At 61.7% G+C, this 24299-nt stretch carries 21 protein-coding genes; 11 read left to right on the top strand and 10 right to left on the bottom strand.

Annotated elements, in window-relative coordinates; genetic code table 11:
• The first annotated feature begins 12 nt into the window (after positions 1 to 12).
• The 5 genes from C6W91_RS01385 to C6W91_RS01365 all read left to right on the top strand — a co-directional run bounded on the left by C6W91_RS01385 (position 13) and on the right by C6W91_RS01365 (position 5426).
• Positions 13 to 1521: an FAD-binding domain-containing protein gene (locus tag C6W91_RS01385; protein ID WP_370570403.1), complete on the top strand. Its 1509-nt coding sequence runs from the start codon at positions 13 to 15 to the stop codon at positions 1519 to 1521.
• Positions 1521 to 1685 carry a DUF2256 domain-containing protein gene (locus C6W91_RS01380; protein WP_274868117.1) on the top strand — a complete coding sequence of 55 codons (165 nt, stop codon included), beginning with the start codon at positions 1521 to 1523 and terminating at the stop codon, positions 1683 to 1685. Before C6W91_RS01385 ends, C6W91_RS01380 begins: the two co-directional genes overlap by 1 nt.
• A 117-nt stretch (positions 1686 to 1802) precedes the next feature.
• On the top strand, positions 1803 to 3926 hold the full coding sequence (locus tag C6W91_RS01375; RefSeq protein WP_370570405.1) for a malate synthase G: 2124 nt from the start codon (positions 1803 to 1805) through the stop codon (positions 3924 to 3926).
• Positions 3927 to 4002: 76 nt separating this feature from the next.
• A complete protein-coding gene (locus tag C6W91_RS01370) occupies positions 4003 to 4428 on the top strand; it encodes a heme-binding protein (protein ID WP_065273079.1) in 426 nt (141 codons plus the stop codon).
• 218 nt (positions 4429 to 4646) lie between these two features.
• Entirely contained in the window at positions 4647 to 5426 is a 780-nt protein-coding gene (locus tag C6W91_RS01365; protein ID WP_274868115.1) for a gamma-glutamyl-gamma-aminobutyrate hydrolase family protein, read from the top strand.
• 52 nt (positions 5427 to 5478) lie between these two features.
• Here the strand turns inward: C6W91_RS01365 and C6W91_RS01360 are convergent, their stop codons facing one another.
• From C6W91_RS01360 to C6W91_RS01350, 3 genes are all read right to left on the bottom strand, one after another.
• The gene (locus C6W91_RS01360) at positions 5479 to 5931 is read right to left on the bottom strand and encodes a GFA family protein (protein ID WP_274868113.1); all 453 of its coding nucleotides are present in this window, start codon (positions 5929 to 5931) and stop codon (positions 5479 to 5481) included.
• Between the two features lie 169 nt (positions 5932 to 6100).
• The gene (locus C6W91_RS01355) at positions 6101 to 8341 is read right to left on the bottom strand and encodes a xanthine dehydrogenase family protein molybdopterin-binding subunit (protein ID WP_274868111.1); all 2241 of its coding nucleotides are present in this window, start codon (positions 8339 to 8341) and stop codon (positions 6101 to 6103) included.
• A gap of 3 nt (positions 8342 to 8344) precedes the next feature.
• The gene (locus C6W91_RS01350) at positions 8345 to 8809 is read right to left on the bottom strand and encodes a (2Fe-2S)-binding protein (RefSeq protein WP_274868109.1); all 465 of its coding nucleotides are present in this window, start codon (positions 8807 to 8809) and stop codon (positions 8345 to 8347) included.
• A 97-nt stretch (positions 8810 to 8906) separates the two neighbouring features.
• On the opposite strand from C6W91_RS01350, the gene C6W91_RS01345 reads away from it, so the two are divergent.
• The gene (locus C6W91_RS01345) at positions 8907 to 9494 is read left to right on the top strand and encodes a TetR/AcrR family transcriptional regulator (protein ID WP_274868107.1); all 588 of its coding nucleotides are present in this window, start codon (positions 8907 to 8909) and stop codon (positions 9492 to 9494) included.
• Positions 9495 to 9699: 205 nt separating this feature from the next.
• Here C6W91_RS01345 and kynA read toward each other — a convergent pair whose 3' ends face one another.
• The 3 genes from kynA to C6W91_RS01330 form a co-directional block, all read right to left on the bottom strand.
• A complete protein-coding gene (gene kynA, locus C6W91_RS01340) occupies positions 9700 to 10548 on the bottom strand; it encodes a tryptophan 2,3-dioxygenase (RefSeq protein ID WP_274831800.1) in 849 nt (282 codons plus the stop codon).
• 148 nt (positions 10549 to 10696) lie between these two features.
• Positions 10697 to 11890, bottom strand: a complete 1194-nt coding sequence (gene kynU / locus C6W91_RS01335; RefSeq protein WP_370570402.1) for a kynureninase — start codon at positions 11888 to 11890, stop codon at positions 10697 to 10699.
• A gap of 175 nt (positions 11891 to 12065) precedes the next feature.
• A complete protein-coding gene (locus C6W91_RS01330; RefSeq protein ID WP_274831802.1) occupies positions 12066 to 12836 on the bottom strand; it encodes an SDR family NAD(P)-dependent oxidoreductase in 771 nt (256 codons plus the stop codon).
• A gap of 173 nt (positions 12837 to 13009) precedes the next feature.
• Here C6W91_RS01330 and C6W91_RS01325 point away from each other — a divergent pair, with 173 nt between their 5' ends.
• From C6W91_RS01325 to C6W91_RS01305, 5 genes are all read left to right on the top strand, one after another.
• Positions 13010 to 13963, top strand: a complete 954-nt coding sequence (locus tag C6W91_RS01325; RefSeq protein ID WP_274868105.1) for an MBL fold metallo-hydrolase — start codon at positions 13010 to 13012, stop codon at positions 13961 to 13963.
• Between the two features lie 225 nt (positions 13964 to 14188).
• Positions 14189 to 14638, top strand: a complete 450-nt coding sequence (locus C6W91_RS01320; RefSeq protein ID WP_274833516.1) for an isoprenylcysteine carboxylmethyltransferase family protein — start codon at positions 14189 to 14191, stop codon at positions 14636 to 14638.
• A 139-nt stretch (positions 14639 to 14777) separates the two neighbouring features.
• Entirely contained in the window at positions 14778 to 16352 is a 1575-nt protein-coding gene (locus C6W91_RS01315; protein ID WP_065273088.1) for a Re/Si-specific NAD(P)(+) transhydrogenase subunit alpha, read from the top strand.
• A 16-nt stretch (positions 16353 to 16368) separates the two neighbouring features.
• Positions 16369 to 17802, top strand: coding sequence for an NAD(P)(+) transhydrogenase (Re/Si-specific) subunit beta (locus C6W91_RS01310; protein WP_274868103.1), 1434 nt, complete (start codon positions 16369 to 16371; stop codon positions 17800 to 17802).
• Positions 17803 to 18000: 198 nt separating this feature from the next.
• Complete coding sequence (locus C6W91_RS01305) at positions 18001 to 19281, top strand: DUF3422 family protein (RefSeq protein ID WP_370570401.1); 1281 nt, start codon at positions 18001 to 18003, stop codon at positions 19279 to 19281.
• Here the strand turns inward: C6W91_RS01305 and C6W91_RS01300 are convergent.
• From C6W91_RS01300 to C6W91_RS01285, 4 genes are all read right to left on the bottom strand, one after another.
• Positions 19217 to 20290, bottom strand: a complete 1074-nt coding sequence (locus C6W91_RS01300) for a YeeE/YedE family protein (RefSeq protein WP_370570400.1) — start codon at positions 20288 to 20290, stop codon at positions 19217 to 19219. The genes C6W91_RS01305 and C6W91_RS01300 overlap by 65 nt on opposite strands.
• Positions 20291 to 20534: 244 nt before the next feature.
• Positions 20535 to 21446 (bottom strand): ABC transporter permease, encoded by a 912-nt coding sequence (locus C6W91_RS01295; protein WP_274828842.1) that lies wholly within the window; start codon positions 21444 to 21446, stop codon positions 20535 to 20537.
• Positions 21439 to 22446 (bottom strand): ABC transporter permease, encoded by a 1008-nt coding sequence (locus C6W91_RS01290; protein WP_274868099.1) that lies wholly within the window; start codon positions 22444 to 22446, stop codon positions 21439 to 21441. The genes C6W91_RS01295 and C6W91_RS01290 overlap by 8 nt, the downstream gene beginning before the upstream one ends.
• Positions 22447 to 22595: 149 nt before the next feature.
• Positions 22596 to 24296, bottom strand: a complete 1701-nt coding sequence (locus tag C6W91_RS01285; protein ID WP_065273094.1) for a peptide ABC transporter substrate-binding protein — start codon at positions 24294 to 24296, stop codon at positions 22596 to 22598.
• Between the last annotated feature and the right edge of the window lie 3 nt (positions 24297 to 24299).

Here is a 24299-nt window from a genome sequence, read left to right as displayed (position 1 = left end):
CGCCGCGCCGCAATGACAACAATCCTGTGGTTCAAACGCGATCTGCGCATTGAGGATAATCCGGCGCTGGCGCGTGCGGTCGCTTTGGGCGGGCCGGTTCTGTGCCTATATGTTGTCGAACCGGAATTGTGGCGGCAGCAGGATGCCTCTGCCCGACAGTATGATTTCCTGCGGCAAAGCCTGCCCGGCCTGCGTGAGGCGCTGCGCCGCCGGGGCGCGGATCTGGTTCTTCGTTTGGGAGATGCGGTTGAGGTGCTGGAAGGGCTGGCGGGGCAGTACGCTGTCGACCATCTGGTCAGCCATGAGGAAACCGGAAACGGTTGGACCTATTCGCGTGATAAGCGTGTCGCGGGGTGGGCGCGGGCGCGCGGCATCCGCTGGACCGAGTTGCGGCAATGCGGAGTGGTGCGCGGTCTGACGGCGCGGGACGGCTGGCAGCGGGCGCGGAACGGTTTCATGGGGCAGGCGCCGGTCAGTGCGCCCGATCACGTCGAAGGGATACGCTGCGACAGCGATCCGATGCCTGCGGCCGCAGACCTTGGTCTGATGCCTGACGGGATTGTCGATGCGCAGCCGGGCGGACGCCGGGCGGGGTTGCGCTGCCTTGACAGTTTTTTGGACCATCGCGGCCAGCACTATCGCCGCGCCATGTCATCGCCTCTGGAGGGGGCGACCGCCTGTTCCCGCCTGTCGCCGCATTTCGCCTTTGGCACGCTCTCCGTGCGAGAGGTGGTGCAGGCCACGAAAGCCCGGCAAGAGGTGGGGCGCAAGGCCGGTTGGTCCGGGTCGTTGAAATCCTTTCAGGCGCGTCTGGCCTGGCGCGATCACTTCATGCAGAAGCTGGAGGACCAGCCTGATATCGAACACCGCTGCCTGCATCCGGCGTTTGAAGGGCTCAGGCCCATGGAGCCGGATGCTGCTCGACTGGCGGCCTGGCAGAGGGGCGAAACGGGGCTGCCCTTTGTTGATGCCTGCATGCGGAGCCTGACCGCCACCGGATGGCTCAATTTCCGTATGCGGGCGATGGTGATGTCGGTAGCCTCTTATCATCTGTGGCTCGATTGGCGGGCAACCGGCCGACATCTGGCGCGCATGTTCACCGATTACGAGCCGGGCATCCACTGGAGCCAGGTGCAAATGCAGTCAGGCACTACGGGTATGAACACCCTGCGGATCTACAACCCGGTGAAACAGGGGCTGGATCAGGACCCCACAGGCGCCTTTACCCGGGCATGGTTGCCGGAACTGGCCGAGGTGCCGGACCGGTTCCTGCAGGAGCCGTGGAAGTGGCAGGGTGCTGGGCGGCTGCTGGGGCAGGCATATCCGGCCCCTATCGTCGATGTGCAGACGGCGGCGCGGGCGGCGCGCGATGCGGTCTGGGCTGTGCGGCAGCAGGACGGATTTCGCCCCGTCGCCCGCCGCATCGTCAAGAAACACGCCAGCCGTAAATCCCCGCCCGCCCGGGGCAGGCAGGTAAAGCAGCCTGCGAAGGGCGCTGATCAGCTGAGTTTTGATTTCTGATGGCGCGTATGAGAAAGAAAGCAGAGCTGCCGACGAAGACCTGCCCGGTTTGCGAGCGACCCTTTGCCTGGCGGCGCAAATGGGCGCGGGACTGGGAGCAGGTCATCTACTGCTCGGCCCGTTGTCGCGGCATGGCAAAGGGCGCATCTGCAAAGAAGATTTGAAACAGCTGCGCTTAAATTGGTAAAAAAGGTTTACCACCCTTGTTGCCGATAGGAAACTTTTCCTGTATCGGGGAAACTGACCAACGTTTACCTGCGAGGAGAGAGCCGATGGCAGACATGAAAGACATTCACGGGATGCAGGTCGCATCCGAGCTGGCTGACTTTATCGAAGCCAAGGCTTTGCCGGGTACCGGTGTCAGTGCCGAGGCTTTCTGGGCGGGGCTGTCCGGCCTTGTGAATGGCATGGGCGATGAAAACCGCGCCCTGCTGGCCAAACGCGAAGACATCCAGGGCCGCATCGATGCCTGGCACGTTGAGCGCCGGGGCCAGCCGCATGACGCTGTGGCCTATACCGCCTTCCTGCGCGAGCTGGGCTATCTTGTGCCCGAAGGCGATGATTTCGAGATCGAAACCGAGAACGTCGACCCCGAGATCGCCCATACCCCGGGCCCGCAGTTGGTGGTGCCGATCACCAATGCGCGCTTTGCGCTCAATGCGGCGAACGCCCGCTGGGGTTCGCTTTACGATGCGCTTTACGGCACCGATGCCATGGGCGATCTGCCCGCAGGTGGCGGTTATGATGCGGCGCGCGGCGACCGGGTGATTGCCTGGGGAAGGGCGTTCCTGGATGAAACCTTCCCGCTGGCCGCGGGCTCCTGGTCCGATATCGACGCCCTGTCGGTTGCAGATGGCGCGCTGGTTCCGGCGCTGAAGGATGCCGCGCAATTCGCGGGCCACGTCGGCGAGGCTTCGGCCCCGTCGCGGATTTTCCTGAAAAACAACGGGTTGCACGCGATTATCGAGATCGACGCCACCGGCAATATCGGCAAGGGCGATAGCGCAGGTATCAACGACATCACTCTGGAATCGGCGCTTTCCACCATCATGGATTGTGAAGATTCCGTCGCCTGCGTCGATGCAGCGGACAAGGTACAGGCCTATTCCAACTGGTTGGGCCTGATGAAACGCGATCTGGCCGAAGAGGTCAGCAAGGGCGGCAAATCCTTCACCCGCGTGCTGAACGATGACATCTCCTACACGACGCCCGCGGGCGAGGCGGCTGTGCTGAAAGGCCGCTCGCTGCTGCTGATCCGCAACGTGGGCCACCTGATGACCAACCCGGCGGTTCTGGACAGCGCAGGCCGCGAGGCAGGCGAGGGCTTCCTGGACGCCATGATCACCGTGCTGATCGCCATGCATGACCTGAAGTCCGAAGGCGGCAACTCGCTGCACGGCTCGGTCTACGTGGTGAAGCCGAAGATGCACGGCCCCGAAGAGGTCGCCTTTGCGGTGAAGATCTTCGACCATGTCGAGGACGCGCTGGGCCTGCCGCGCAACACGGTCAAGATCGGCATCATGGACGAGGAACGTCGCACCTCTGTGAACCTCAAGGAATGCATCCGCGCCGCCAAATCCCGTGTCGCCTTTATCAATACAGGCTTTCTTGACCGGACCGGCGACGAGATCCACACCTCGATGGAAGCAGGCGCCATGCTGCGCAAGGGGGAGATGAAATCGACCCCTTGGATCGCCTCCTATGAGGATCGCAACGTCGATATCGGTCTGGCCTGCGGTCTGAAGGGCCGCGCGCAGATCGGCAAAGGCATGTGGGCCATGCCCGACCGCATGGGCGAAATGCTGGAGGCCAAGATCGGCCATCCGCAATCCGGCGCCACCTGCGCCTGGGTCCCGTCTCCCACTGCTGCGACCCTGCACGCCACGCACTATCACAAGGTCGACGTGTTGGCGCGTCAGGACGAACTAAAGGCAGGCGGTGCCCGTGGCAGCCTTGCGGACCTGCTGACCATCCCGGTGATGGAAGGGCAGAACCTGTCGGATGATGAGATCGCCAAGGAAATCGAGAACAACGCCCAGGGCATCCTGGGCTATGTGGTGCGCTGGGTCGATCAGGGCGTTGGCTGCTCCAAGGTGCCGGACATCAACAACGTCGGTCTGATGGAAGACCGCGCGACATGCCGGATTTCCTCTCAGGCGCTGGCCAACTGGCTGCACCACGGCATCGTGGATGAGCCGCAGGTGATGGCGGCGATGCAGAAGATGGCTGCCGTGGTCGATGGGCAGAACGCCGGTGATCCGGCCTATCGTCCGATGGCGCCTGGATTTGACGGCATCGCCTTCCAGGCGGCCTGCGATCTGGTCTTCAAGGGCCGCATCCAGCCCTCTGGCTATACCGAGCCGGTGCTGCACGCCCGTCGGCTTGAGCTGAAGGCGGCTGGCTGACCCACACGGATTGATCGGACCGGGGCCTGTCCCCGGTTCTTTTCTTTGAAACACACTCATCAGAAGGAAACCGCAGATGACGATTTCACTCAGACGCGCACGTACCATCATCCGCAAGGCGCTGGAAAAGGGCCGCGAGCTGAACCTCAAACCGCTGTCGGTGGTGGTGCTGGATGCGGGCGGGCACGTCCAAGCCTTTGAACGCGAAGACGGTGCCGCACCGGGCCGTTTTGCAATCGCTCACGGCAAGGCCTATGGCGCCGTCATGCTGGGCATGTCCGGTTCGGCGCAGATGGCCCGGGCTGAACAGCAGGCCTATTTCATGGCGGCCGTGAACGGTGTTTACGGCGGTCAGGTCGTGCCTGTTCCCGGCGGCGTTCTGCTGCGCGACAAGAAGGGCGCCGTGCTGGGCGCCGTGGGCGTCACCGGCGATACCTCGGACAACGATGCCGCAGCGGCGCTGGCCGGGATCGAGGCCGTGGGGCTGGTCGGCGAGGCTTGATCTGCCGCCTTTGTGCAATGGCGAACAATGAACCGGCCTGTACCCGTTCCGGGGTGCGGGCCGTTTCGTTTTGACGCGGCGTTACCGCAGGATTGCGTTAAAAATCACCGCTTTGTCCCCTGTGCGCACCTGAACAAGCGCCTGCGCCACCCTGACGAGTTGAATGCCCGGCGCTGCCCCGCTAGGGTCACCAAAAGGCAACAACTCGCGAGTGGATCATGGCGCGGCCCAAAGTTGGCATTATCGGCAATTCCTATCTGATGAACGATCAGTACCCCACCCACGCCGGTGGTACTATGAACTCCGAAGCGGTGGCCGACGTGTCCGGCTGCATGCCGCTGCTGATCCCCTCGGATCCGCGTTTCCTGTCGGTGGAAGAACTGCTTGAGACCTTTGACGGTTTCCTGCTGACTGGTGGGCGTCCGAACGTGCATCCCAACGAATACGGCGAGGAAGAGACCGAAGCCCACGGCGCCTTTGACCGCGCCCGCGATGCCATCGTCCTACCGCTGGTGCGCGCCTGCGTCGAGCGGGGCCAGCCCTTCTTGGGCATCTGCCGCGGCTTTCAGGAGGTGAACGTCGCCATGGGTGGTACGCTATACCCCGAGATCCGCGATCTGCCGGGCCGGATGAACCACCGCATGCCCCCCGATGGCACCCTGGAAGAGAAATTCGCCCTGCGCCATTCGGTCAAGCTGACCACGGGCGGCGTGTTCCACCGCCTGTTCGGCGCTGAAGAGGTGATGACCAACACGCTGCACGGGCAGGGCATCAAACAGCCGGGCACCCGCATCGTGATCGACGGCTACGCCCCTGATGGCACGCCCGAGGCCATCTATGTCGAGGATGCGCCCGGATTTACCCTCGCGGTGCAATGGCACCCGGAATGGGACGCAGCGAACGACCCAGTGTCGCGCCCTCTGTTCCAGGCCTTTGGCGAAGCGGCAAGCGACTGGGCAGGAGGCGCCCGCCCAAAGCCGCTGCAGCGGAGTGCCTGACGGAGGCTGCCGTTCTTAGGCTGGATGGCCATGGCCAATGTGATGTTTGGCCTTATAATTCAGCGTAGCCATCGAAAAGCTTTTGAAGTTCTTCGAGGGTGGCGGGGAACCGAGAAAAGCTATGTGTCGCGGGCACATATGCCCACGGTATTTTTTCATCGGTCATCAATTCGACAAACGGCTCGAACAGCGCGGCATCATCCAGAATCGATGTCCGCAGATTTATCCTTTGGTGGGTGCCATCGATTTCAGAGCAGATGAAGTTCAGGCATGACTTGCAGAAATAGTGCCGCCGCCCGCGAGAGCCGCGTCCCCCATTGAACACCTCACCAGTGAGCGAAAAACTGTCCTTTGGAAACATCGTGGTGAGGGTATACGCGCTTGCAGAGAGCTTTTGACAATCGCGACAGTGGCAAGCCAGGGTAAGGAGCGGGCGTGCTGAAACGCTGACTTGCACGGCGCCACAAAGGCAGCTGCCTGAATATGGATGTGTAGGAAGTGCCATTGGCATACTCCGTTTTTGAGAATGCCCAACCCTACCGGACGAACTGTTGCCTTCAAGTGCGCCCAACCTTTTGCAGTATAGGCCTATGAAGGAAGGTCGTACGATTAAATAAAGAAAGCCCGCCGCTGGTCCGGCGGGCTTTCTTTGTTCATGGGATTGCACTTGGAAATCAGACCAACAGATCGAACTCGTGCATCAAGGGCAGGCGGCGGGCGCGTTTGCCGGTGAGGTCGAATAGCGCATTCGCCAGCGCCGGGGCCGCCGGGGGCGTGCCGGGCTCGCCCGCGCCGCCCATGTGGGTCTGGTTTTGCAGAACCGCGACCTCGACCGCTGGCATGCTGTGCATGCGCATGGCGTCGAAATCGGGGAAGTTCTGCTGCTCTACCGCGCCATCCGCAAAGGTGATCTCGCCAAAACAGGCGGCTGACAGACCGTAGGCGAGGCCGCTGAACATCTGCGCCTCCACGTTGCGCGAGTCGATGGCGCGGCCGATGTCGGCGGCGATCCAGGCCTTGTTGATACGGATCTGGCCGTCTTCATCGACCACCTCGATCACCTCTGCCACGGGGGTGCCGAAACTATAGGCCAGCGCCACACCGCGTCCGAGGCCCTCGGGTGTTTCGCCGGTCCATCCGGACATCTCGCGCACCTTTTCCAGGACCTTGGCCGCTGGTTCCCATTCTGCGCGGGCCAGCTCCAGACGGAACTCCAGCGGATCGCGGCCTGCGGCATGGGCCATCTCATCCAGAATGGTGTCCGAAAAGAAGCCGTTGAACGACGCCGCAACCGAGCGCCAGAACCCGACCGGGATCATTGGTTTCACCAGATAGCCTTCGACGCGGAAATTCGGGATCGCCAGCGGTTGGTTAAAGGCGGCATCGACGTGGCCCTTGTCCGGTCCACCCATCGGCAGACCAAGCATGCGGCCTGCGCCCTCCACCGTGGTGGACTGGGCGGCGATCTTGCCATGCACCATCAATGCCTTGCCATCCTTCACCGCCGCGCGATAGCGCGCCACGGCGCCGGGGCGGTAGAAGTCGTGGGTCATGTCTTCTTCGCGGCTCCAGGTCAGTTGCACCGGGGTGCCGCGCATCTGCATCGCGATCTCTACCGCGCGGTTGGTGTAATCCACCTCGATCCGACGTCCGAAACCACCACCCAGATAGGTGGTGTGGACCTGCACGGCTTCTTTCGGCAGGCCAGCGAGGTCGGCTGCGGATTTCTGCACCACTGTCGGACCCTGATTGGGGGCCCAGATTTGCAAGGCGTCACCGGTATAAAGCGCGGTAGCATTCATCGGCTCCATGGTAGCATGGGCCAGATAGGGCAGGCGGTATTCGGCCTCGATCACCTGCGCCCCCTCGGGGAGGCTGTCGACATCGCCATCGTCGCGCAGGACGGAGTTTGAGCTGTCCTCGAATGCGCGGTCGATTTCGGCAAAGATCGCATCAGTGGTTTCAGGGTAGGGGGCGGGCTCCCATGTCACGTCGATCGCATCCACGGCCTGTTGCGCCAGCCAGGTGTTGCTCGCCACCACGGCAACTGCATCGCCCAGATCCAGAACCTTTTCCACGCCGGGCATGGTTTCTGCGGCGCTGGCATCAAAGGCGGTCTTTCCGGCGCCAAAATGCGGGCTTTGCCGGATGGCGGCGAACTTCATGCCTTCAAGGCGCACATCGACGCCAAAGCCCGCGGTGCCGGTCACCTTGGGAACCATATCAAGGCGCGGCATGTCCTTGCCGACGTACTTCCACTGCGCCGCCGGACGCAGCTCGGCCTCTTGCGGGTCGATCCCGGCGGCTTCCACCGCCAGATCGGTATAGGGGATTCGGCTGCCGTCCGGGGCGATCACATGGCCGTCTTCGGTATCCAAAAGCGCGCGCGAGGTGCCAAGGCGCTGGGCCGCAGCCTCTTTTAGGGTTTCACGCGCGGTGGCCCCGGCCATCCGCATGCGGTCGAACCCGTCTTTCATGGATGAGGAGCCGCCGGTGACCTGCAGGTCGAGGAATTTCGACATATGGCCGACGATCTGCCCCAGCGAGTGCTGGAAGTTGCTGGCGTCATAGCCGCGCCCGGGCAGGGCCTCGGCCATCATGGCGCTGTTGTAATAAGCCTTGGCGGCGGGGCCGTGGATGACCTGCACCGCTTCGGGGCGCACATCCAGTTCCTCGGCGATCAGCGCTACCCAGGAGGTGCGCACCCCCTGACCCATTTCGGCGCGGGGGGCGACCAGGGTCACGCCGGACTGATCCACCATCACAAACGGGTTGAGTGCGGCCTGACCTTCTTTCGGCGACAGGGGATTGGGCGCGGGCTTATGGTACTTGTAGGTGCCAAAGGCCACACCACCAAAGATGGCGGCCGAGCCGATTAGGAAACTGCGGCGGGCGATTTTCTTGAAGCTGGCCATGGATCACGCCTCCTGCAGCATTTTGGCGGCGGTATGGATGGCAGCGCGGATGCGGGGGTAGGTGCCGCAGCGGCACAGGTTCCCCTGCATGGCGTCGTCGATATCGCTGTCGCTAGGCGCCGGGTTCTCGGCCAGCAGGCTTGCGGCCTGCATGATCTGCCCGGACTGGCAATAGCCACATTGTGCCACCTGATGATCGACCCAGGCTTGCTGGATTGCAGCCATGGCTTCGGGTGTGCCGACGCCTTCGATGGTGGTGACCTCACCCCAGACATCGCCAAGCGCCACCTGGCAGGAGCGCGTCGCCACCCCGTCGATATGCACGGTGCAGGCACCGCAGGCCGCAATGCCGCAGCCGAACTTGGTGCCCGTAAGGCCGATTTCATCACGCAGGACCCAGAGCAGGGGTACATCCTGCGGCAGATCCACCTCGTGGTCGCTTCCGTTGATCCTGAGCGTGGTTGGCATTGGGCTGACCTCTGTTTGTGGATGTTGTGACAAAATGCGTCAATTGTGTCAGTGTGTCAATTGACAAAATCAGGCAATAGTGTCAGTAGCCTTGGGTATGAACCGTCTTACCGCTGATCCCATGTTGTCCGACCCAAAGGCCCAGACCATACTCGAGTCTGCCTGGCAGGCTTTTTCGGCCTATGGGTTCCGCAAAACCTCGATGGACGACATAGCGCGTGGGGCAGGGATGTCCCGTCCGGCGGTCTATCTTCACTTTCGCAACAAGGAAGCGATCTTCACGGCTCTGGTCGAAGCCTATTACCGGCAGGCGCGCGAAGACATCCGCGCGGCGCTAGAGGGAGAGGGCACTCTGGCCGACCGCGTTGCGCATGCCTTTGCCGCCCATGGCGGCGCGACGATGGAGGCGATGATGTCCTCGGCGCATGGCTTGGAGCTGTTCGAGGCTGGTGTGAGCGTCGCGCCAGAGGCCATCGAGGCGGGCGAGGCGGCGCTGGCTGGGGCCTATGCCGAATGGCTGCAGAAAAGAGATCTGCCTGAAGCCGTCGGAACGGCCGCAGAGGTGGCGCAGGTGTTTTGCGCCGCTCTCAAAGGGATCAAGCATACGGCGCCCGATTACCCAACTTATCGCGTGCGTGTTTCGCAGCTTGCCGCGCTGATGGCACGGGCGCTCGAAGGCCTTTAATAACAGATGAGCAATCGCGGGGTGTGCTGCAGAAGGAGCAGGAGGCTCCCGCGGCTGACGCAGACCCTGCCTCTGGCAGAGCCCGCTTACAGTCTTGGGCCCGGCGCCGCGCCTATGGCGCGGCGCCGGGCCCAACTGGTCGAGGGTTTCGCATGAAATCCGAGGCCGGGCGGGAGAGCTCCCTGACCTGCGGTGGGGACCGGGCTTACAGCTCGGTGCGCAGGTGCCAGAGTTCGGGGAAGAGCTCCACTTCCAGCATGCGTTTCAGATAGCTGACGCCGCCGGTGCCGCCGGTACCGCGTTTGAAGCCGATCACTCGTTCCACGGTGGTCACATGGTTGAACCGCCAGCGGCGGAAGTAATCCTCGAAATCGACTAGTTTTTCGGCCAGCTCATACAGCTCCCAATGGGTCTCGGGGGCCTGATAGACAGTGGTCCAAGCCTGCATAACCGCGTCGCTGGCTTGGTAGGGCAAGGAGACATCCCGGCTCAGTACCTGGGCGGGCAGCGGCAGGCTGTTCGACAGAAGCCGCAGTGCCACATCGTAAAGCGAGGGCTGCGACAGTTCATTCTCCAATAGGGCTGTCACATCCGCATCATGGGCGTGGGGGCGCAGCATGGCTTTGTTCCGGTTGCCCAGCATGAACTCAATCAACCGGTACTGATAGGATTGAAAGCCCGAACTCTGCCCCAGTGAATCCCGGAAATGAGTGTAGTCCGAGGGCGTCATCGTGCGCAGCACATCCCAGGCCGAATTCAGCTGCTCAAAGATCCGGGCCACCCGGGCCAGCATCTTGAACGCCTGCCGGGAATCACCGGCCAGCAGGCAATCGCGGGCGGCGTTCAACTCGTGCACCGCAAGGCGCATCCACAATTCGCTGGTCTGATGCTGGATGATGAACAGCATCTCGTCATGGGCGTCGCTCAGCGGCTTTTGCGCTGTCAGGATCGCGTCCAGCGACAGGTAGTCGCCATAGGACATGCGCCCGTCAAAGGACATTTCGGCGCCGTCCTCGGCCGGGTCAAAGGGAGAGTTAAGAGGGCATTTGCTCATTGGATCTTTCCTGTTCCTTGGTCTTTTATACATCAGGGAAAGGAAAGCGTCCTCCGGTTTAGCCGGCAGCACTGAGCCAGGCGGCGCCAGAGCGCCACCCAGCCCGCAGGCCTGCACAAAGGAAGGATATGCGTCGCCCCACTCACGATCAGGTCACGGCGGCGCGCTGTTTGTAGGCTTCATTGTCCCACAAATCGTTGGTCATCACGTCTTTCACTATCGCCACGGCGGCGCGCACGTCATCGGCGTCGATGTAAAGCGGGGTAAAGCCAAAGCGCATGATGTCCGGGGCACGGAAATCACCGATCACGCCGCGTTCGATCAGAGCCTGCATCGCGGCATAGCCTTCGCGGAAGCGGAAGGAGACCTGGCTGCCACGCTGGTTGCCATCGCGGGGCGAAGCAAGCTCCAGCTCGGGGCAGGCGGCTTCGATCTCGGCGATGAACAGATCGCAAAGCTCGATGGATTTTGCCCGCAGATCCTGCATGTCGACCTGGTCCCAGATGTCCATGGCTGCTTCCAGCGAGGTCAGCTGGATCACCGGCGGGGTGCCGACCCGCATGCGTTCGATGCCGCGGCCTGGGCGGTAATCAAGATCAAAGGCAAAGGGTGCCTCGTGTCCCAGCCAGCCAGAGAGCGCCGGACGGGCGACCTCGGCGTGGCGCGGTGCCACATAGATGAAGGCAGGGCCGCCGGGGCCGCTGTTGAGGTATTTGTAGGTGCAGCCGACCGCGAAATCAGCCTTGCAGCCTGCCAGATCCACCGGCAGGGCACCTGCGGAATGCGCCAGATCCCAGACGGTCAGGGCGCCTGCCTCATGGGCCTTGGCGGTGAGGGTCTTCATGTCGTGCTTGCGTCCGGTGCGGTAATCCACCTCGGTCAGCATCAGCACAGCGACATCATCGGTGATGTTCTCGGCCACCGCCTCGGGGTCGACGACGCGCAGTTCATACTCGGCGCCAAGCGATTTGAGCAGCCCTTGCACGATGTAGAGGTCTGACGGGAAGTTGCCGTTGTCCGACAGAACCACCTTGCGGCTCGGGTTCATCTCCAGCGCCGAGGCGACGGCCTGATAGACCTTGATCGACAGGGTATCTCCCATGATTACGTGATTTTCTTCGGCGCCGATCAGTCGGGCAATGCGGTTGCCGACAGCCGTGGATTTCTGCATCCATCCGGCATTGTTCCAGCCGGTGATCAGCATCTTGCCCCATTCCTCGGTCATCATGTTGGCGACGCGGTCCTTGGCGGCGCTGGGCAGGGGGCCGAGTGAGTTGCCATCGAGGTAGATCACCCCTTCGGGCAGGTCGAACATGGCCTTGGTAGCGGCAAAATCGGTCATCGGAACCTCGTCTGGCGGGCTGAAAAGAAGGGCCTGAACTGTTTCAAGCTTGAAGGTTTCGGATTTTGTATCCGATATTCAAAAACCTGTCCAGTGCGTGTGGTATTTCTGTAGGACACGCAAAAACGCCGCCGGAAATCCGGCGGCGCAATCTGGTGCGAGGCTATTGCTGCGATCAGGTCTGGCCGCCGGAGATTTCGATGGTCTGCCCGTTGATGGATTGTGATCCGGGACCGCAAAGCCACATGGCCGCAGCCGAGACTTCTTCCGGCTCGATCAGACGCTGGTGGCGGTTGGCGTGTGTCATGATCTTCAGCGCTTCATCTTCGCTGACACCGGCGCGGGCCGAGATCGAGGTGATGTTTCGCTCCACGATGGGGGTATCTACGTAGCCGGGGCAGATCGCGTTGAAGGTGAAGGCCGTGCCGAGGTAATCTTCGCTCAGCGCGCGGGTGAGGCCGATCATGCCGTGTTTGCTGGCGGAATAGCAGGCACCGCCCTTGAGCCCGCGCAGACCCGCAATCGAGGAAACGGTGATTACCCGGCCCCAATCGGTTTCGCGCATGGATTTCAGACACTCGCGGATGGTCAGGAAGGCACCGTCCAGATTGGTCGCCATCATGTTGCGCCAGAAATCGAGCGTGGTCTTGTGTAGCGCTTTGCCTTCGGCAACGCCGGCATTTGCGACGCAGATCTGGATCGGGCCCCGCGCATCGACGGCGGCCTGGATCTTGGTTACGATGTCGTCTTCGTCGCGCACATCCATCGCCATGGGGTGCAGCCCCTTGGTGGCGACCTCCTCCAGCACTTCCTGGCGGCGCCCGGTGATGGTGACTTCGGCGCCTTGCGCGGCCAGTGCGCGGGCGATGGCCAGGCCGATCCCGGTGCCGCCGCCCGTGACCAGCGCATGTTTTCCTGCCAGCGATGTCGTGTCTTGTGATGTCATGTTGTTCGGTCCTCCCGTGTTTGCGTCCAGCCTAACGGCATGCCGGGGCAGGGCAAGAAAGCCGTCCCGTCACAATTCCGTGTCGGTACTCTTGGGCAAAGGTTTTCCACCGGGACCATTTACAATCATATTCATAAGTGTGAATTATTGCGCAGCTGTTTTGGGAGGACACCATGAAACCGATTTTTTCCGCTGCATTGATTGCGACATTTAGCGCAGGCGCCGCATGGGCCAGCGAGGACATTGCCGATCAGTACCCACAAGCCGAGCTGTACTCTAAGCCGGTCGAGGTGATCCCGCATGTGTTTTCCGCCATCGGAGCCACCGCGCCGCCGACCTACGAGAACTCAGGACACAACAACAATTTGTCATTTATCGTGACCGACGAGGGCGTCGTGGTCATCAACGGCGGCGCTTCGGTGCGTCTGGCGGCGGCGCTGCACGATGAAATCAAGGCGGTGACCGATCAGCCGGTGGTTCTGGTGATCAATGAAAACGGCCAGGGCCATGCGATGCTTGGCAATTCCTACTGGGTCGATCAGGGCGTCGATATTCTGGCGCATGTGGATGCGATCGAAGCCTTCACCGAAGAAGCCGATTTCATCCTGCAGGGCATGGAGCGCTACAACCGCGACAAGGCCGAAGGCACCCGGATCGTGACGCCAAACCTAAGTTTTAAAGACAATTACGACCTGACTCTTGGCGGGGTAGAGATCAAGGTGATGCACATGGGGCCCGCGCATGACCCGGGGGATACGCAGGTCTGGCTGCCGCAATGGAACATGCTGATCGCCGGTGACATGGCCTTTCACGAACGCATGCTGCCGATCTTTGAGGGGACCTGTACCTCCTGCTGGCTGGAAACCTGGGAGACCAAGATGGAGCCGCTGAACCCGACCTATGTGATCCCGGGGCACGGCCATCCGACCAACCTCGCGCAGGTGCGCCGCTACACCTACGACTACCTCACGGATCTGCGAGCGAAGATCGGCGCCCATATCGACGAGGGTGGTGATCTGGCTGGCGCTTACTATGTGGACCAGGAACGCTGGAAGGGGCTCGATACCTTCGAGGAACTCGCCACCAAGAACGCCGGGCGGGTCTTCGAGGAAATGGAGTGGGAATGACCCCGCACCCGGTCAGCATGCAAAAGTATACGTAGGAAAGCCCGTAGAATTGTGCAGGATCATGCCGCATCCCGGAACAGATTCGCCGTTTTGGGGCCATTTTGGACATTTTGTCCTTTTCTTTGCGCACAACGGCGCCGCGGGCTGGACCTGTCGGCCGGATAAGAGGACTTTGCGCTCGATGAACTTGTACTCTGCCCCGGATATCGCGATGGTGTGCGCCTGATGCGCTGGATTGATATGCCTCCCGTCTGGTTGTTTGCCTGCCTTATCCTGGCGTGGCTGCAGGCCAGCTATCTGCCCTATGGGCTGACCTTTGGCGGGGCGTGGGCGGATTTCCTTGGTGGAATATTGGTCGGGGGGGGCATCCTTCTGATGCTGCTTGCGGTGGTCGAGATGCGGCGCCAGCACACCACCATCATTCCCCACCAGACACCAAGCCGCTTGGTGCAATCGGGGATCTTCAGCCGCAGCCGCAATCCCATTTATCTGGGCGACATCCTGGTTCTGGCCGGGCTTATCCTTCGGTTTGACGCGGTGCTGTCCTTGCCGCTGGTGCCGATATTCGTCTGGATTCTGGAACGGCGATTCATCGAACCCGAAGAAAACAGAATGCGGCGGACATTCCGTCAGGACTGGGCGCGCTACGAAGGAAAGGTACGCCGCTGGGTCTAAAGTTCATGCGGCGTCGCGGCAAAATGATGCGGCGACGCGGCGAAACGCTTGCGCAAAAATGTTGCGCAGGATAATCAAAATATTTGCGATCCGTACCCGGTGCTTTGCTGGCACGGGCAAGACGAGGGGGACCGACAAGGTGAGAATAGGTACACCAAAGGAAGTAATGAAAGGCGAGGCGCGCGTCGCGATGACGCCGGACTCTGCCAAGCAACTGCAAAAGCTCGGCTATGACTGCGCCATCGAAACCGGTGCCGGTCAACTGGCTGGTTTCAGCGATGCCGCCTATGAAGAGGCTGGCGTCGAAATCGTGAAAACCGCAGCCGCGCTGTGGAAGACATCGGATATCGTCGCCAAGGTGCGCATTCCGACTGACACTGAATTGAAGCGGATGACAGCGGGTAAGACCCTTATCTCCTTCTTCAATCCCGGTGGCAACGAGGAAGGCCTGGAACTGGCGCGCTCCAAGGGCGCCAATGTCATCGCCATGGAAATGGTGCCGCGCATCAGCCGCGCGCAGAAGATGGACGCGCTGTCCTCGATGGCGAATATCGCCGGCTATCGCGCCGTGATCGAGGCGGGCAACAACTTTGGCCGCTTCTTCACCGGTCAGATCACCGCTGCGGGCAAGGTACCCCCGGCCAAGGTCCTGGTCGTTGGCGCAGGTGTGGCCGGTCTGGCAGCCATCGGCGCCTCCACCAGCCTGGGCGCTGTGACTTATGCGTTTGACGTGCGCCCCGAAGTGGCAGAGCAGGTCGAATCGATGGGCGCTGAGTTCGTCTACCTCGATTTCGAAGAGGAACAGCAGGACGGCGCGGCGACCGGTGGCTATGCGGCTGTCTCCAGCCCCGAGTTCCGCGAAGCACAGCTCGCGAAGTTCCGCGAACTGGCCCCCGAAGTGGACATCGTGATCACCACCGCGCTGATCCCCAACCGCGAAGCGCCCAAGCTCTGGCTTGAGGACATGGTTGCGGCGATGAAGCCGGGTTCGGTCATCGTCGACCTTGCAGCCGAAAAGGGCGGTAACGTCGAAGGCACCGTGATGGATGAGAAAGTTGTCACCGACAACGGCGTCACCATCATCGGCTACACCGACTTCCCGAGCCGTATGGCCGCGCAGTCCTCGACACTTTATGCGACCAACATCCGTCACATGATGACCGACCTGACCCCTGAAAAGGACGGTCAGATCGTGCATGACATGGAAGACGACGTGATCCGCGGCGCAACGGTGACTTTCGACAAGGAAATCACCTTCCCGCCGCCGCCGCCAAAGGTTCAGGCCATCGCGGCGCAGAAGAAGCCCGAGGCGCCGAAAGAACTGACCGCGGAAGAAAAGCGCGCGCAGGAAATCGCAGCCTTCAAACAGCAGACCAAGCAACAGGTCACCCTCTTGGTGATCGGCGCAGCGCTGCTCTTGGGCGTGGGGCTCGTGGCTCCGGCCAGCTTCATGCAGCACTTTATCGTCTTCGTTCTGGCGGTCTTTGTCGGCTTCCAGGTGATCTGGGGCGTGGCGCACAGCCTGCACACACCTCTGATGGCGGTGACCAACGCGATCTCCTCGATCATCATCCTGGGCGCGCTGATGCAGATCGGCTCCGGCTCCTTCCTGGTGATCCTGCTGGCAGCGCTCTCGGTCTTCATGGCCGGTATCAATATTTTCGGCGGCTTCCTTGTGACACGGCGCATGCTCGCCATGTTCCAGAAGTCTTAAGAGCGAGGGAAAACAGATGGAATACGGATTTACCACGGCGGCCTATGTGGTCGCGGCTGTTCTCTTCATCCTCTCGCTGGGTGGTCTGTCGGGACAGGAAAGCGCAAAACGTGCGGTCTGGTACGGGATCGCGGGCATGGCGCTGGCGGTTTTCGCCACGCTGATCGGCCCCGGTTCGGGCCTGTGGCTGCTGTCGCTGGTGCTGATCGCTGGTGGCGGCATCATCGGCTATTTCCTGGCCAAACGGGTGCAGATGACCCAGATGCCGGAACTGGTTGCGGCGATGCACTCGCTGGTCGGTCTGGCGGCGGTTTTCGTGGGCTTTATCGCCCATGTCGAACTGGGCCGCGTTATGGCCATGGACGACAGCGCCAAAGCCTCGCTTGATGGCTTTGCCAAGCTGCTGGCCAAGAAGGACGGCGTCGAGATCGCTATCCTGCGTGTCGAGCTGTTCCTCGGTATCTTCATCGGTGCTGTGACCTTTACCGGCTCTGTCATTGCCTATGGTAAACTGGCGGGCAAGGTTGGCTCGGCAGCGACGAAACTGCCCGGCGGTCACATGCTGAATGCAGGCGCGGCGGCGATCTCTTTGCTGGCTCTGATCTGGTACTTCAACACCGGCGCGCTGTTGCCGCTGTTCCTGATGACCCTGATGGCGCTGTTCATCGGCTACCACCTGATCATGGGCATCGGCGGCGCCGACATGCCGGTGGTTGTCTCGATGCTGAACAGCTACTCGGGCTGGGCTGCGGCTGCGATCGGTTTCTCCCTTGGCAACGACCTTCTGATCGTTGTGGGTGCTCTGGTTGGCTCCTCGGGTGCGATCCTCTCTTACATCATGTGTAAGGCGATGAACCGCTCCTTCATCTCGGTGATCCTGGGCGGCTTTGGCGGCACTTCGGGTCCTGCGATGGAAGTTGAGGGCGAACAGGTTGCGATCGACGCCGACGGTGTTGCGCAGGCTCTGGAAGAGGCCGACAACATCATCATCATCCCGGGCTACGGCATGGCCGTTGCACAGGCACAGCAGTCGGTTTCCGAACTGACCAAGCGTCTGCGCGCCAAGGGTAAGAACGTGCGCTTCGCGATTCACCCGGTTGCGGGTCGTCTGCCGGGCCACATGAACGTTCTCTTGGCCGAAGCGAAGGTGCCTTATGACATCGTTCTGGAAATGGACGAGATCAACGAGGACTTCCCGGAAACTGATGTGGCCATCGTTATTGGTTCCAATGACATCGTGAACCCTGCTGCGCAGGAAGACCCCAACAGCCCCATCGCCGGTATGCCGGTTCTGGAATGCTGGAAGGCGAAACAGGTCTTCGTGTCCAAGCGCGGCCAGGGCACCGGCTACTCCGGCATCGAGAACCCGCTGTTCTACAAAGAGAACACCCGGATGTTCTACGGCGATGCGAAAAAATCGCTGGACGATCTGCTGACCAAGATCAGCTGATCAGTTCCACAGGCCTGCGGGCTGTAACACTCGGGAAAGGCGTCTCTTGTGGGGCGCCTTTTCTGCATTCTGCGGCTAGCCTGTGCTGCATCCGGCCGCGTTGTATACTGTTGTATCCTGCTAAGGCATTGAATTACATACATTCTTTACAGGTCTTGTGGTTTTGGCTATGGTCGCCCTGTACCAGTGGAGACCGTGATGCCCCCGATCCAGGATCACCCGTTGCGCTATCAGCTTGCCAATGAGCTGCACGCGCGTCCTTTTCCGACCATGAAAAGCCCAAGCACCGTGATCTATCTGGCGGTGAAACAGCCTGAGGAAGCCGTGCACCGGGACCGCGGCTTGGATCTTGCGCATCTGATCGATCTGCTGGACCGCCACGGCGCGCCGCACCCGAAACCGGGCGCCACCCATCATGCGGCCCGGCTGGGGCGCCACACCCTGAAGTGGGAACAGCACACCGAATTCGTCAGCTACACGCTCTACAGTGACGGTGTCAGCGAACGGCCCTTTGACCCGGTTGATTTCGAGGTGTTGCCTGGCGATTGGCTGGAACAGGCGCCGGGGCAGCGGATCACCTCACTGATGCTCCGTGTCCTGCCACGTCCGGACACGGCGGAGATCAAATCAAAGCTGCAGGACTGGCTGGTGCCCGAAAGCATGGCGGTGTCGCAGGTGCTGGACGACAATGCGGTGGTGGCCGGGGATTTCCGGATCGATCCGGCGGGGCACATGCGGTTTGCTGCCTTCGTGAACCGCGAAACCGGCAGCCGCAGGATTGGCCGCATCGTGCAGCGCTTGTGCGAGATCGAGACCTATCGCGCCATGTCGATGCTGGGCTTTTCCCGCGCACGGGGCCTGTCGCCCACCATCGGCGGGCTGGACACCCATCTGAGCGAAATCATGGCGGAGATGACCGGCAGCAGCGTCCCGGCAGAACAGACGCTGTCGCATCTTCTGACCGTCTCGGCCGAGCTGGAGGCGATGGCCGCCCGCGCCGCCTTCCGATTTGGTGCCACCGGCGCTTATGAGGCGCTGGTGAACCAGCGGATCAGGCTATTGCGGGAGGAACGTCTGGAAGGTTTCCAGACCTTCGCGGAATTCATGCTGCGCCGCTATGAGCCGGCCATGCGTACGGTGAAGTCCACCGAAAAGCGGCTGGTGACGCTGGCTGATCGGGCACGCAGGGCGGGGGAGCTTTTGCGCACCCGGGTGGATGTGGAGCGCAGCGCGCAGAATCAGGCCTTGCTGGAAAGCATGGACCGCCGCGCCGATATGGCGCTGCGGCTTCAGCATACGGTCGAGGGGCTGTCTGTGGTGGCAATCAGCTACTATGCGGTGTCGCTGGCGTCCTATGCGCTTTATCCCCTTGCCGGGCCGCTGGGGCTCAGCAAGGGGATGATGACCGCGCTGATCACTCTGCCGGTTGTGGGGCTGGTGTGGCTCGCCGTCCGGCGGATCCGGAAGGGTCTGCACTGAGCAGCGCTTGGGTGAGGCTGCCGCCCAGCAGGATCGACAAGATCGCCAGCAGGGCAGCCACGCCAAGGGTGGGAACCCCGGCCAGACCGGCGCCAACGGTGCAGCCACCGGCCAGCACGCCGCCGATGCCCATTAGCACGGCACCTGCCAGATAGCGTCCTGTCTGGGCGGGGCTTTCAAAGCTCTGCCACTTGAACTGTCCAGTCAGCAGGGCCGCAACAAGTGCGCCGACCAGAACGCCACCCACCAGACCGGTGCCAAAGCTGCCGGAGACGGCGCTGGAGGCGACGACGTAGAACAGGGTGTCAGCAGACGGCGCGGTGAAGGACAGGCTTTCCATCGCGATGGGATCGAATTCGTCAAACAGCACAAAGCCAGTGCCGACCCAGGCCAGCGGGACCAGCAGGCCAATCACAGCCGCGCCAGCCAGCACAGGGATACGGTTGCCAGAGCGCAGGGCAATGGCAAGTGCGGCGAGCGCAATCAGCAGGCCCCAGACGAGCGCGCCGCCGGGCAGGGCCGCCAGCGTGGCGTAATCGCCAAGCGGAACAGTGACGGCGCCTAGGCTGGTGCGCAGTGGCGCCAGAACACCCTTCAGCGTGGCATGGGCGGTGATCGCAAAGACCGAGATGACCAGCAGGGCGCGCAGGTTGCCACTGCCGCTGAGAACCATCAGCCGGGACACGCAGCCCCGGGTCAGGATCATGCCGGCACCGAACATCAGACCACCGGCGATGACGGCCAGCACCGGCAGATCTGCGGCGAGTAGGCGGTGATCGTCAAAGCTGATCCAGCCCTGCAGGACAGCGGCCTGGGTGCCGAGCACAGCAATGGCCAGCGCCATGGCCCAGACGCCAGCGGCTTCGCGGCGGTCACTGCCGTCGATGGTGCGACGCAGGCAGAACCGGGTCAATTGCGCCAGCGCACCAAAGACAAGGCCCAGCCCCAAGGCGAACAGGACAGAAGCCTGGCGTGCGGTGGTCTCTTCAAAACCGAACGTTTCGAACATGATACTCTCCATACCGGAAATCGGAACTTTTTCCCGAAATGGCGCGAAATATCCAAGCGAGCAAGGCCAGTATCGCAGTTGTCGACGGGTATCTGCAGGACAAAGTTCCCGGTAGCGGAGGGCTGGCAGAAAATGAATCCAGATGGGGCGGGGTGCCCCAAAACAAACCGGCCGCCCTGTTGGGGCGGCCGGTGGTTATGTTCTTATTTGAATATGTGCGGGTGTGTCCCGTCTGGCTTGCGGCTCAGCGGCCCCGGATACGCGGATCCAGCGCATCACGCAGACCGTCACCCAGATAGTTGACGCTGAGAACGGTCAGCGAGATCGCCATACCGGGCCAGAACACGCGCTCAGGGTACTGCTGCAGATAGTCGGTGGCATCAAACAGCAGGCGGCCCCAGGTTGGGAAGTCCGGCGGGAAGCCAAGGCCAAGGAACGACAGCGAGCTTTCGGTGATGATCGCGGTGGCGATCCCCAGCGTCGCGGAGACCATGATCGGCGACAGCACGTTCGGCAGGATGTGTCGGGTGATAAGCTTGCCATCCGAGGTACCGATGGAGCGGGCCGCCAGAACGAATTCACGCTCCTTGATGGCCAGCACATCGCCACGCACGATCCGCGCCGTGGGCATCCAGCTGGTCACGCCGATCGAGGTCACAATCAGGATGAAGATCCCCTGTTCGGGGCCAAAGGCCGCGTTCAGCGGTTCGCGGAACAACAGCATCATCACCAGCAGAAGCGGCAGCAGGGGCAGCGCAAGGAACAGGTCGGTGAGACGCATCAGCGGCCCGTCCAGCTTCTTGAAAAAGCCCGCGACAACACCCACGAAGGAGCCCAGGAACAGCGCCAGCAGCATGGCCGTCAGACCCACCGAAACGGAGGTCGATCCACCGGCCATCATCCGGGCCAGCATATCGCGGCCCAATTGGTCGGTGCCGAAGGGATGCGCCCAGCTTGGACCCTGGTTCCGCGCGCGGATATCGATCCGGGTGGCTTCGATATCCCAGAACATGGGGCCAAGATACACGGCCAGAATGATGAACAGGAACAGCGCCCCACCCATCAGGGCGCCACGGTGAGATTTGAACTGATCCCACACGTCCAGCCATTGGCTGCGCGGCGGGTTGCTCGGGACAGGATTGCTCAGCTCAGTCATAGCGGATCCTTGGGTCAAGAATGCCGTACAGTACGTCGGCGATCAGATTGAACATCACGATCAGCACCGCGAAGATGAAGGTCAGGGTCTGCACCATCGGCAGGTCATTGGCCTGAATGGCGCCGATCAGAAGCTGACCGATTCCGTTCACCTTGAACACCTGCTCGGTGATGATGGCGCCGCCGAAGATCGCTGGGATCCCCAGTGCGATCACAGTGACAACCGGGATCATCGAGTTGCGCAGCACGTGCACCATGACCACGGTATATTCGCTCAGACCCTTGGCACGGGCGGTGCGCACGTAGTCCTGATTGAGGTTGTCCAGCATCGAGGCCCGCATGAAGCGGCTCAGCTGGGCGGTGATCTGCAGTGCCAGCACCATGACTGGCATGATCATCTGTTGCAGCTGTTTGACGAAGGCGTCCCAGCTGTCAACGACCAGGGTGGTGTCATAGATCGACGGGAACCATCCAAGCTGCACCGAGAAGATCACGATGACCAGCACGCCGGAGAAGAACGGCGGCACGGAGAAGCCGACCATGGACACGAAGGTGCCCATCTGGTCGAACCAGCTGTATTGGCGGTAGGCCGAGTAGATCCCGATGGGTAGGGCGATCAGGATTGCCACCACATAGGCGGTACCGACAACCCACAGGGTCTGCGGCATACGCTGGATCACGATGTCCATGACGGGCGAGCGGGTCTGCCAGGAGATCACGCGCAGATCGCCTTCGGAAAAACTGGAGCCGAAGTAGTGGTCAATCATGACCTGCGGCTCGATCCAGAAGAACTGCACAAGCCACTTCCAGAACCGGATATGGGCGGGTTGGCCAAGGCCAAGGGCCTCGCGCATCTTTTCTTTTACTTCGGGGGGGACGGTCAGCGGAACCTGCGCCATGGGATCGCCAGGGGCGAGCTCCAGCAGCAGGAAAATCACGAGGCTGATGAACAGCAGCGTCGGAACCGATAGGATCAGTCGCCTGATTGTAAAGGTCAGCATCAGGTGGGCGCCTTTGATGTTCGATTTCAGAATTAGGAAGCAGGGCCGGAGGCCTCGGGTCCATTATGCCCGCGCGCTAAAGCGGATCTGGGCGTAAATGGCAAGAGGCCCCGGTGGAACACCGGGGCCTCAGGAGAGGCTAGCCTGCCTTACTTGATGCGGTACCAGTCAGCCGCATCCCAGAGTTCGCTGTCCCAGACGTTCAGGACGTGGCCACCCAGGGTGTTGGATTGACCGGACAGACGACCACGGTGAACCAGCGGGATCATGCCACCTTTTTCGAAGATCATCGTGTTCAGCTGCTGGCCGATTTCGGCGCGCTTGCCTGCATCGGCAGTCTTGGTCAACTCAGCATGCAGAGCGTCGAACTCTTCGTCACAGAAGCGGGAGATGTTCTCACCCTGCCACTGGGATGCCGGAGTCGGCGCCTTGTCGCACAGGCCGTTGCCGAAGTAGGACTGCGGGTCGGTGCCGTTGAAGGTGTTGGCGTACATTTCCACGTCCGCGTAGAACTTCTGGAAGGTGTCCGGGGAACCCGGGTCGCCACCGAAGAAGACGGATGCGTTCACGTTACGCAGTTCGGTTTCGATACCGATCTCGCTCCACCACTGTTTGATCAGGGCCTGGAAGTCCTGACGCACGGCGTTGGTCGAAGTCTGGTACAGAACCTTCATTGGCTTGCCATCCGGAGTTTCGCGAACGCCGTCACCGTTGGTGTCTTTGTAGCCTGCTTCGTCCAGCATCTTGTTGGCGCCAGCGATGTCCTGAACGTCACAGCCAGCAATATCTGCTGCGTAGACGGCAGGTGCGGGAACCCAGTTACAGGTCACTTTACCGGCTTTGCCGTAACCGATTTCAACCAGCAGCGGGCGGTCGATCGCCATGGACATGGCTTTGTAAACCGCAGGATCGCTCAGGAAGGGGTGCGGGCGAACAACCGAACGCTCGTCCGGGCCAAGCGCCGGATCAGGGTTGGTGTTGTTCAGCATGATGCGCTCAACCAGCGGGCCAAAGCCTGCCACAGCAACGCCTTTGCCGCCTGCTTCCATCTGGGCAATCACATCGGGTGCCAGCTGCAGGTTCCAGGCGTAATCGAATTCGCCGGTTTCCATTACGGCACGACCGGCCGCAGTTGCGTCGCCGCCACCTTTGAACAGTACCTTGGCGAAGGCCGGTTTGGCCGGGTCACGGTAGTTCGGGTTGGCCGACAGGGTGATCACGTCGTTCGGTTTGAACTCGTCGACCACGAAGGGACCGGTGCCGATCGGGCTGAAGTTGGCCTCGGTGCACTCGGGGGCTTTGGCGCCCAGGCATTCGGCGAACTGAGCGGCCTGGATGATCGGGCTTTCACCGCCAACGAAGGGGCCGTAAGGGAAGGGGGTCGGGCCTTCGAAAGTGACCTTGACGGTCAGATCGTCGGGGGTTTCGACCGAGGTCACGCCTTCGAATTTGGTGACCTGCGCGCAGCCGCCTTCGGGATGGGTGCAGTAGTCGTAGGTGAACTTCACGTCTTTGGAGGTGAAGGGGGTGCCATCAGACCAGGTGAGACCCGCCTTGATCTTCCAGGTGATGGAAGTCAGGTCTTCGCTCACACCGCCATTGGCGACGGTCGGGATCTCTTCGGCCAGGAAGGGAACCATTGCACCGTTGGGGTCGTAGCGCGCCAGAGGTTCGATGACCAGCGAGGAGGCTTCAACGTCTTTGGTGCCGCCCGACAGGAACGGGTTCATGATCGAGGGCGCCTGCCAGTAGATGATGTTCACCTGACCGTCGGCGCCGCGCTCGGCAAACGCTGCCGGAGCAAGCGCTGCAGAAGCAATAGCCCCCATCAAAAGGGTCTTGAGTTTCATTTT

The sequence above is a fragment of the Phaeobacter sp. SYSU ZJ3003 genome, assembly GCF_041300735.1.
GTDB classification, from domain to species: Bacteria; Pseudomonadota; Alphaproteobacteria; order Rhodobacterales; family Rhodobacteraceae; genus Phycobacter; species Phycobacter gallaeciensis_A.
Note: the sequence above shows the minus strand (reverse complement) of the source record. Positions and strands in the feature narration are given on the sequence as shown.

What these genes read in the sequence shown, in the direction of transcription:
- C6W91_RS01385 (WP_370570403.1), top strand. Translation starts at nt 13, where the DNA reads ATGACAACAATCCTGTGGTTCAAACGCGATCTGCGCATTGAGGATAAT.
- C6W91_RS01380 (WP_274868117.1), top strand. Translation starts at nt 1,521, where the DNA reads ATGGCGCGTATGAGAAAGAAAGCAGAGCTGCCGACGAAGACCTGCCCG.
- C6W91_RS01375 (WP_370570405.1), top strand. Translation starts at nt 1,803, where the DNA reads ATGAAAGACATTCACGGGATGCAGGTCGCATCCGAGCTGGCTGACTTT.
- C6W91_RS01370 (WP_065273079.1), top strand. Translation starts at nt 4,003, where the DNA reads ATGACGATTTCACTCAGACGCGCACGTACCATCATCCGCAAGGCGCTG.
- C6W91_RS01365 (WP_274868115.1), top strand. Translation starts at nt 4,647, where the DNA reads ATGGCGCGGCCCAAAGTTGGCATTATCGGCAATTCCTATCTGATGAAC.
- C6W91_RS01360 (WP_274868113.1), bottom strand. Translation starts at nt 5,931, where the DNA reads ATGGCACTTCCTACACATCCATATTCAGGCAGCTGCCTTTGTGGCGCC.
- C6W91_RS01355 (WP_274868111.1), bottom strand. Translation starts at nt 8,341, where the DNA reads ATGGCCAGCTTCAAGAAAATCGCCCGCCGCAGTTTCCTAATCGGCTCG.
- C6W91_RS01350 (WP_274868109.1), bottom strand. Translation starts at nt 8,809, where the DNA reads ATGCCAACCACGCTCAGGATCAACGGAAGCGACCACGAGGTGGATCTG.
- C6W91_RS01345 (WP_274868107.1), top strand. Translation starts at nt 8,907, where the DNA reads ATGAACCGTCTTACCGCTGATCCCATGTTGTCCGACCCAAAGGCCCAG.
- kynA (WP_274831800.1), bottom strand. Translation starts at nt 10,548, where the DNA reads ATGAGCAAATGCCCTCTTAACTCTCCCTTTGACCCGGCCGAGGACGGC.
- kynU (WP_370570402.1), bottom strand. Translation starts at nt 11,890, where the DNA reads ATGACCGATTTTGCCGCTACCAAGGCCATGTTCGACCTGCCCGAAGGG.
- C6W91_RS01330 (WP_274831802.1), bottom strand. Translation starts at nt 12,836, where the DNA reads ATGACATCACAAGACACGACATCGCTGGCAGGAAAACATGCGCTGGTC.
- C6W91_RS01325 (WP_274868105.1), top strand. Translation starts at nt 13,010, where the DNA reads ATGAAACCGATTTTTTCCGCTGCATTGATTGCGACATTTAGCGCAGGC.
- C6W91_RS01320 (WP_274833516.1), top strand. Translation starts at nt 14,189, where the DNA reads ATGCGCTGGATTGATATGCCTCCCGTCTGGTTGTTTGCCTGCCTTATC.
- C6W91_RS01310 (WP_274868103.1), top strand. Translation starts at nt 16,369, where the DNA reads ATGGAATACGGATTTACCACGGCGGCCTATGTGGTCGCGGCTGTTCTC.
- C6W91_RS01305 (WP_370570401.1), top strand. Translation starts at nt 18,001, where the DNA reads ATGCCCCCGATCCAGGATCACCCGTTGCGCTATCAGCTTGCCAATGAG.
- C6W91_RS01300 (WP_370570400.1), bottom strand. Translation starts at nt 20,290, where the DNA reads ATGTTCGAAACGTTCGGTTTTGAAGAGACCACCGCACGCCAGGCTTCT.
- C6W91_RS01295 (WP_274828842.1), bottom strand. Translation starts at nt 21,446, where the DNA reads ATGACTGAGCTGAGCAATCCTGTCCCGAGCAACCCGCCGCGCAGCCAA.
- C6W91_RS01290 (WP_274868099.1), bottom strand. Translation starts at nt 22,446, where the DNA reads ATGCTGACCTTTACAATCAGGCGACTGATCCTATCGGTTCCGACGCTG.
- C6W91_RS01285 (WP_065273094.1), bottom strand. Translation starts at nt 24,296, where the DNA reads ATGAAACTCAAGACCCTTTTGATGGGGGCTATTGCTTCTGCAGCGCTT.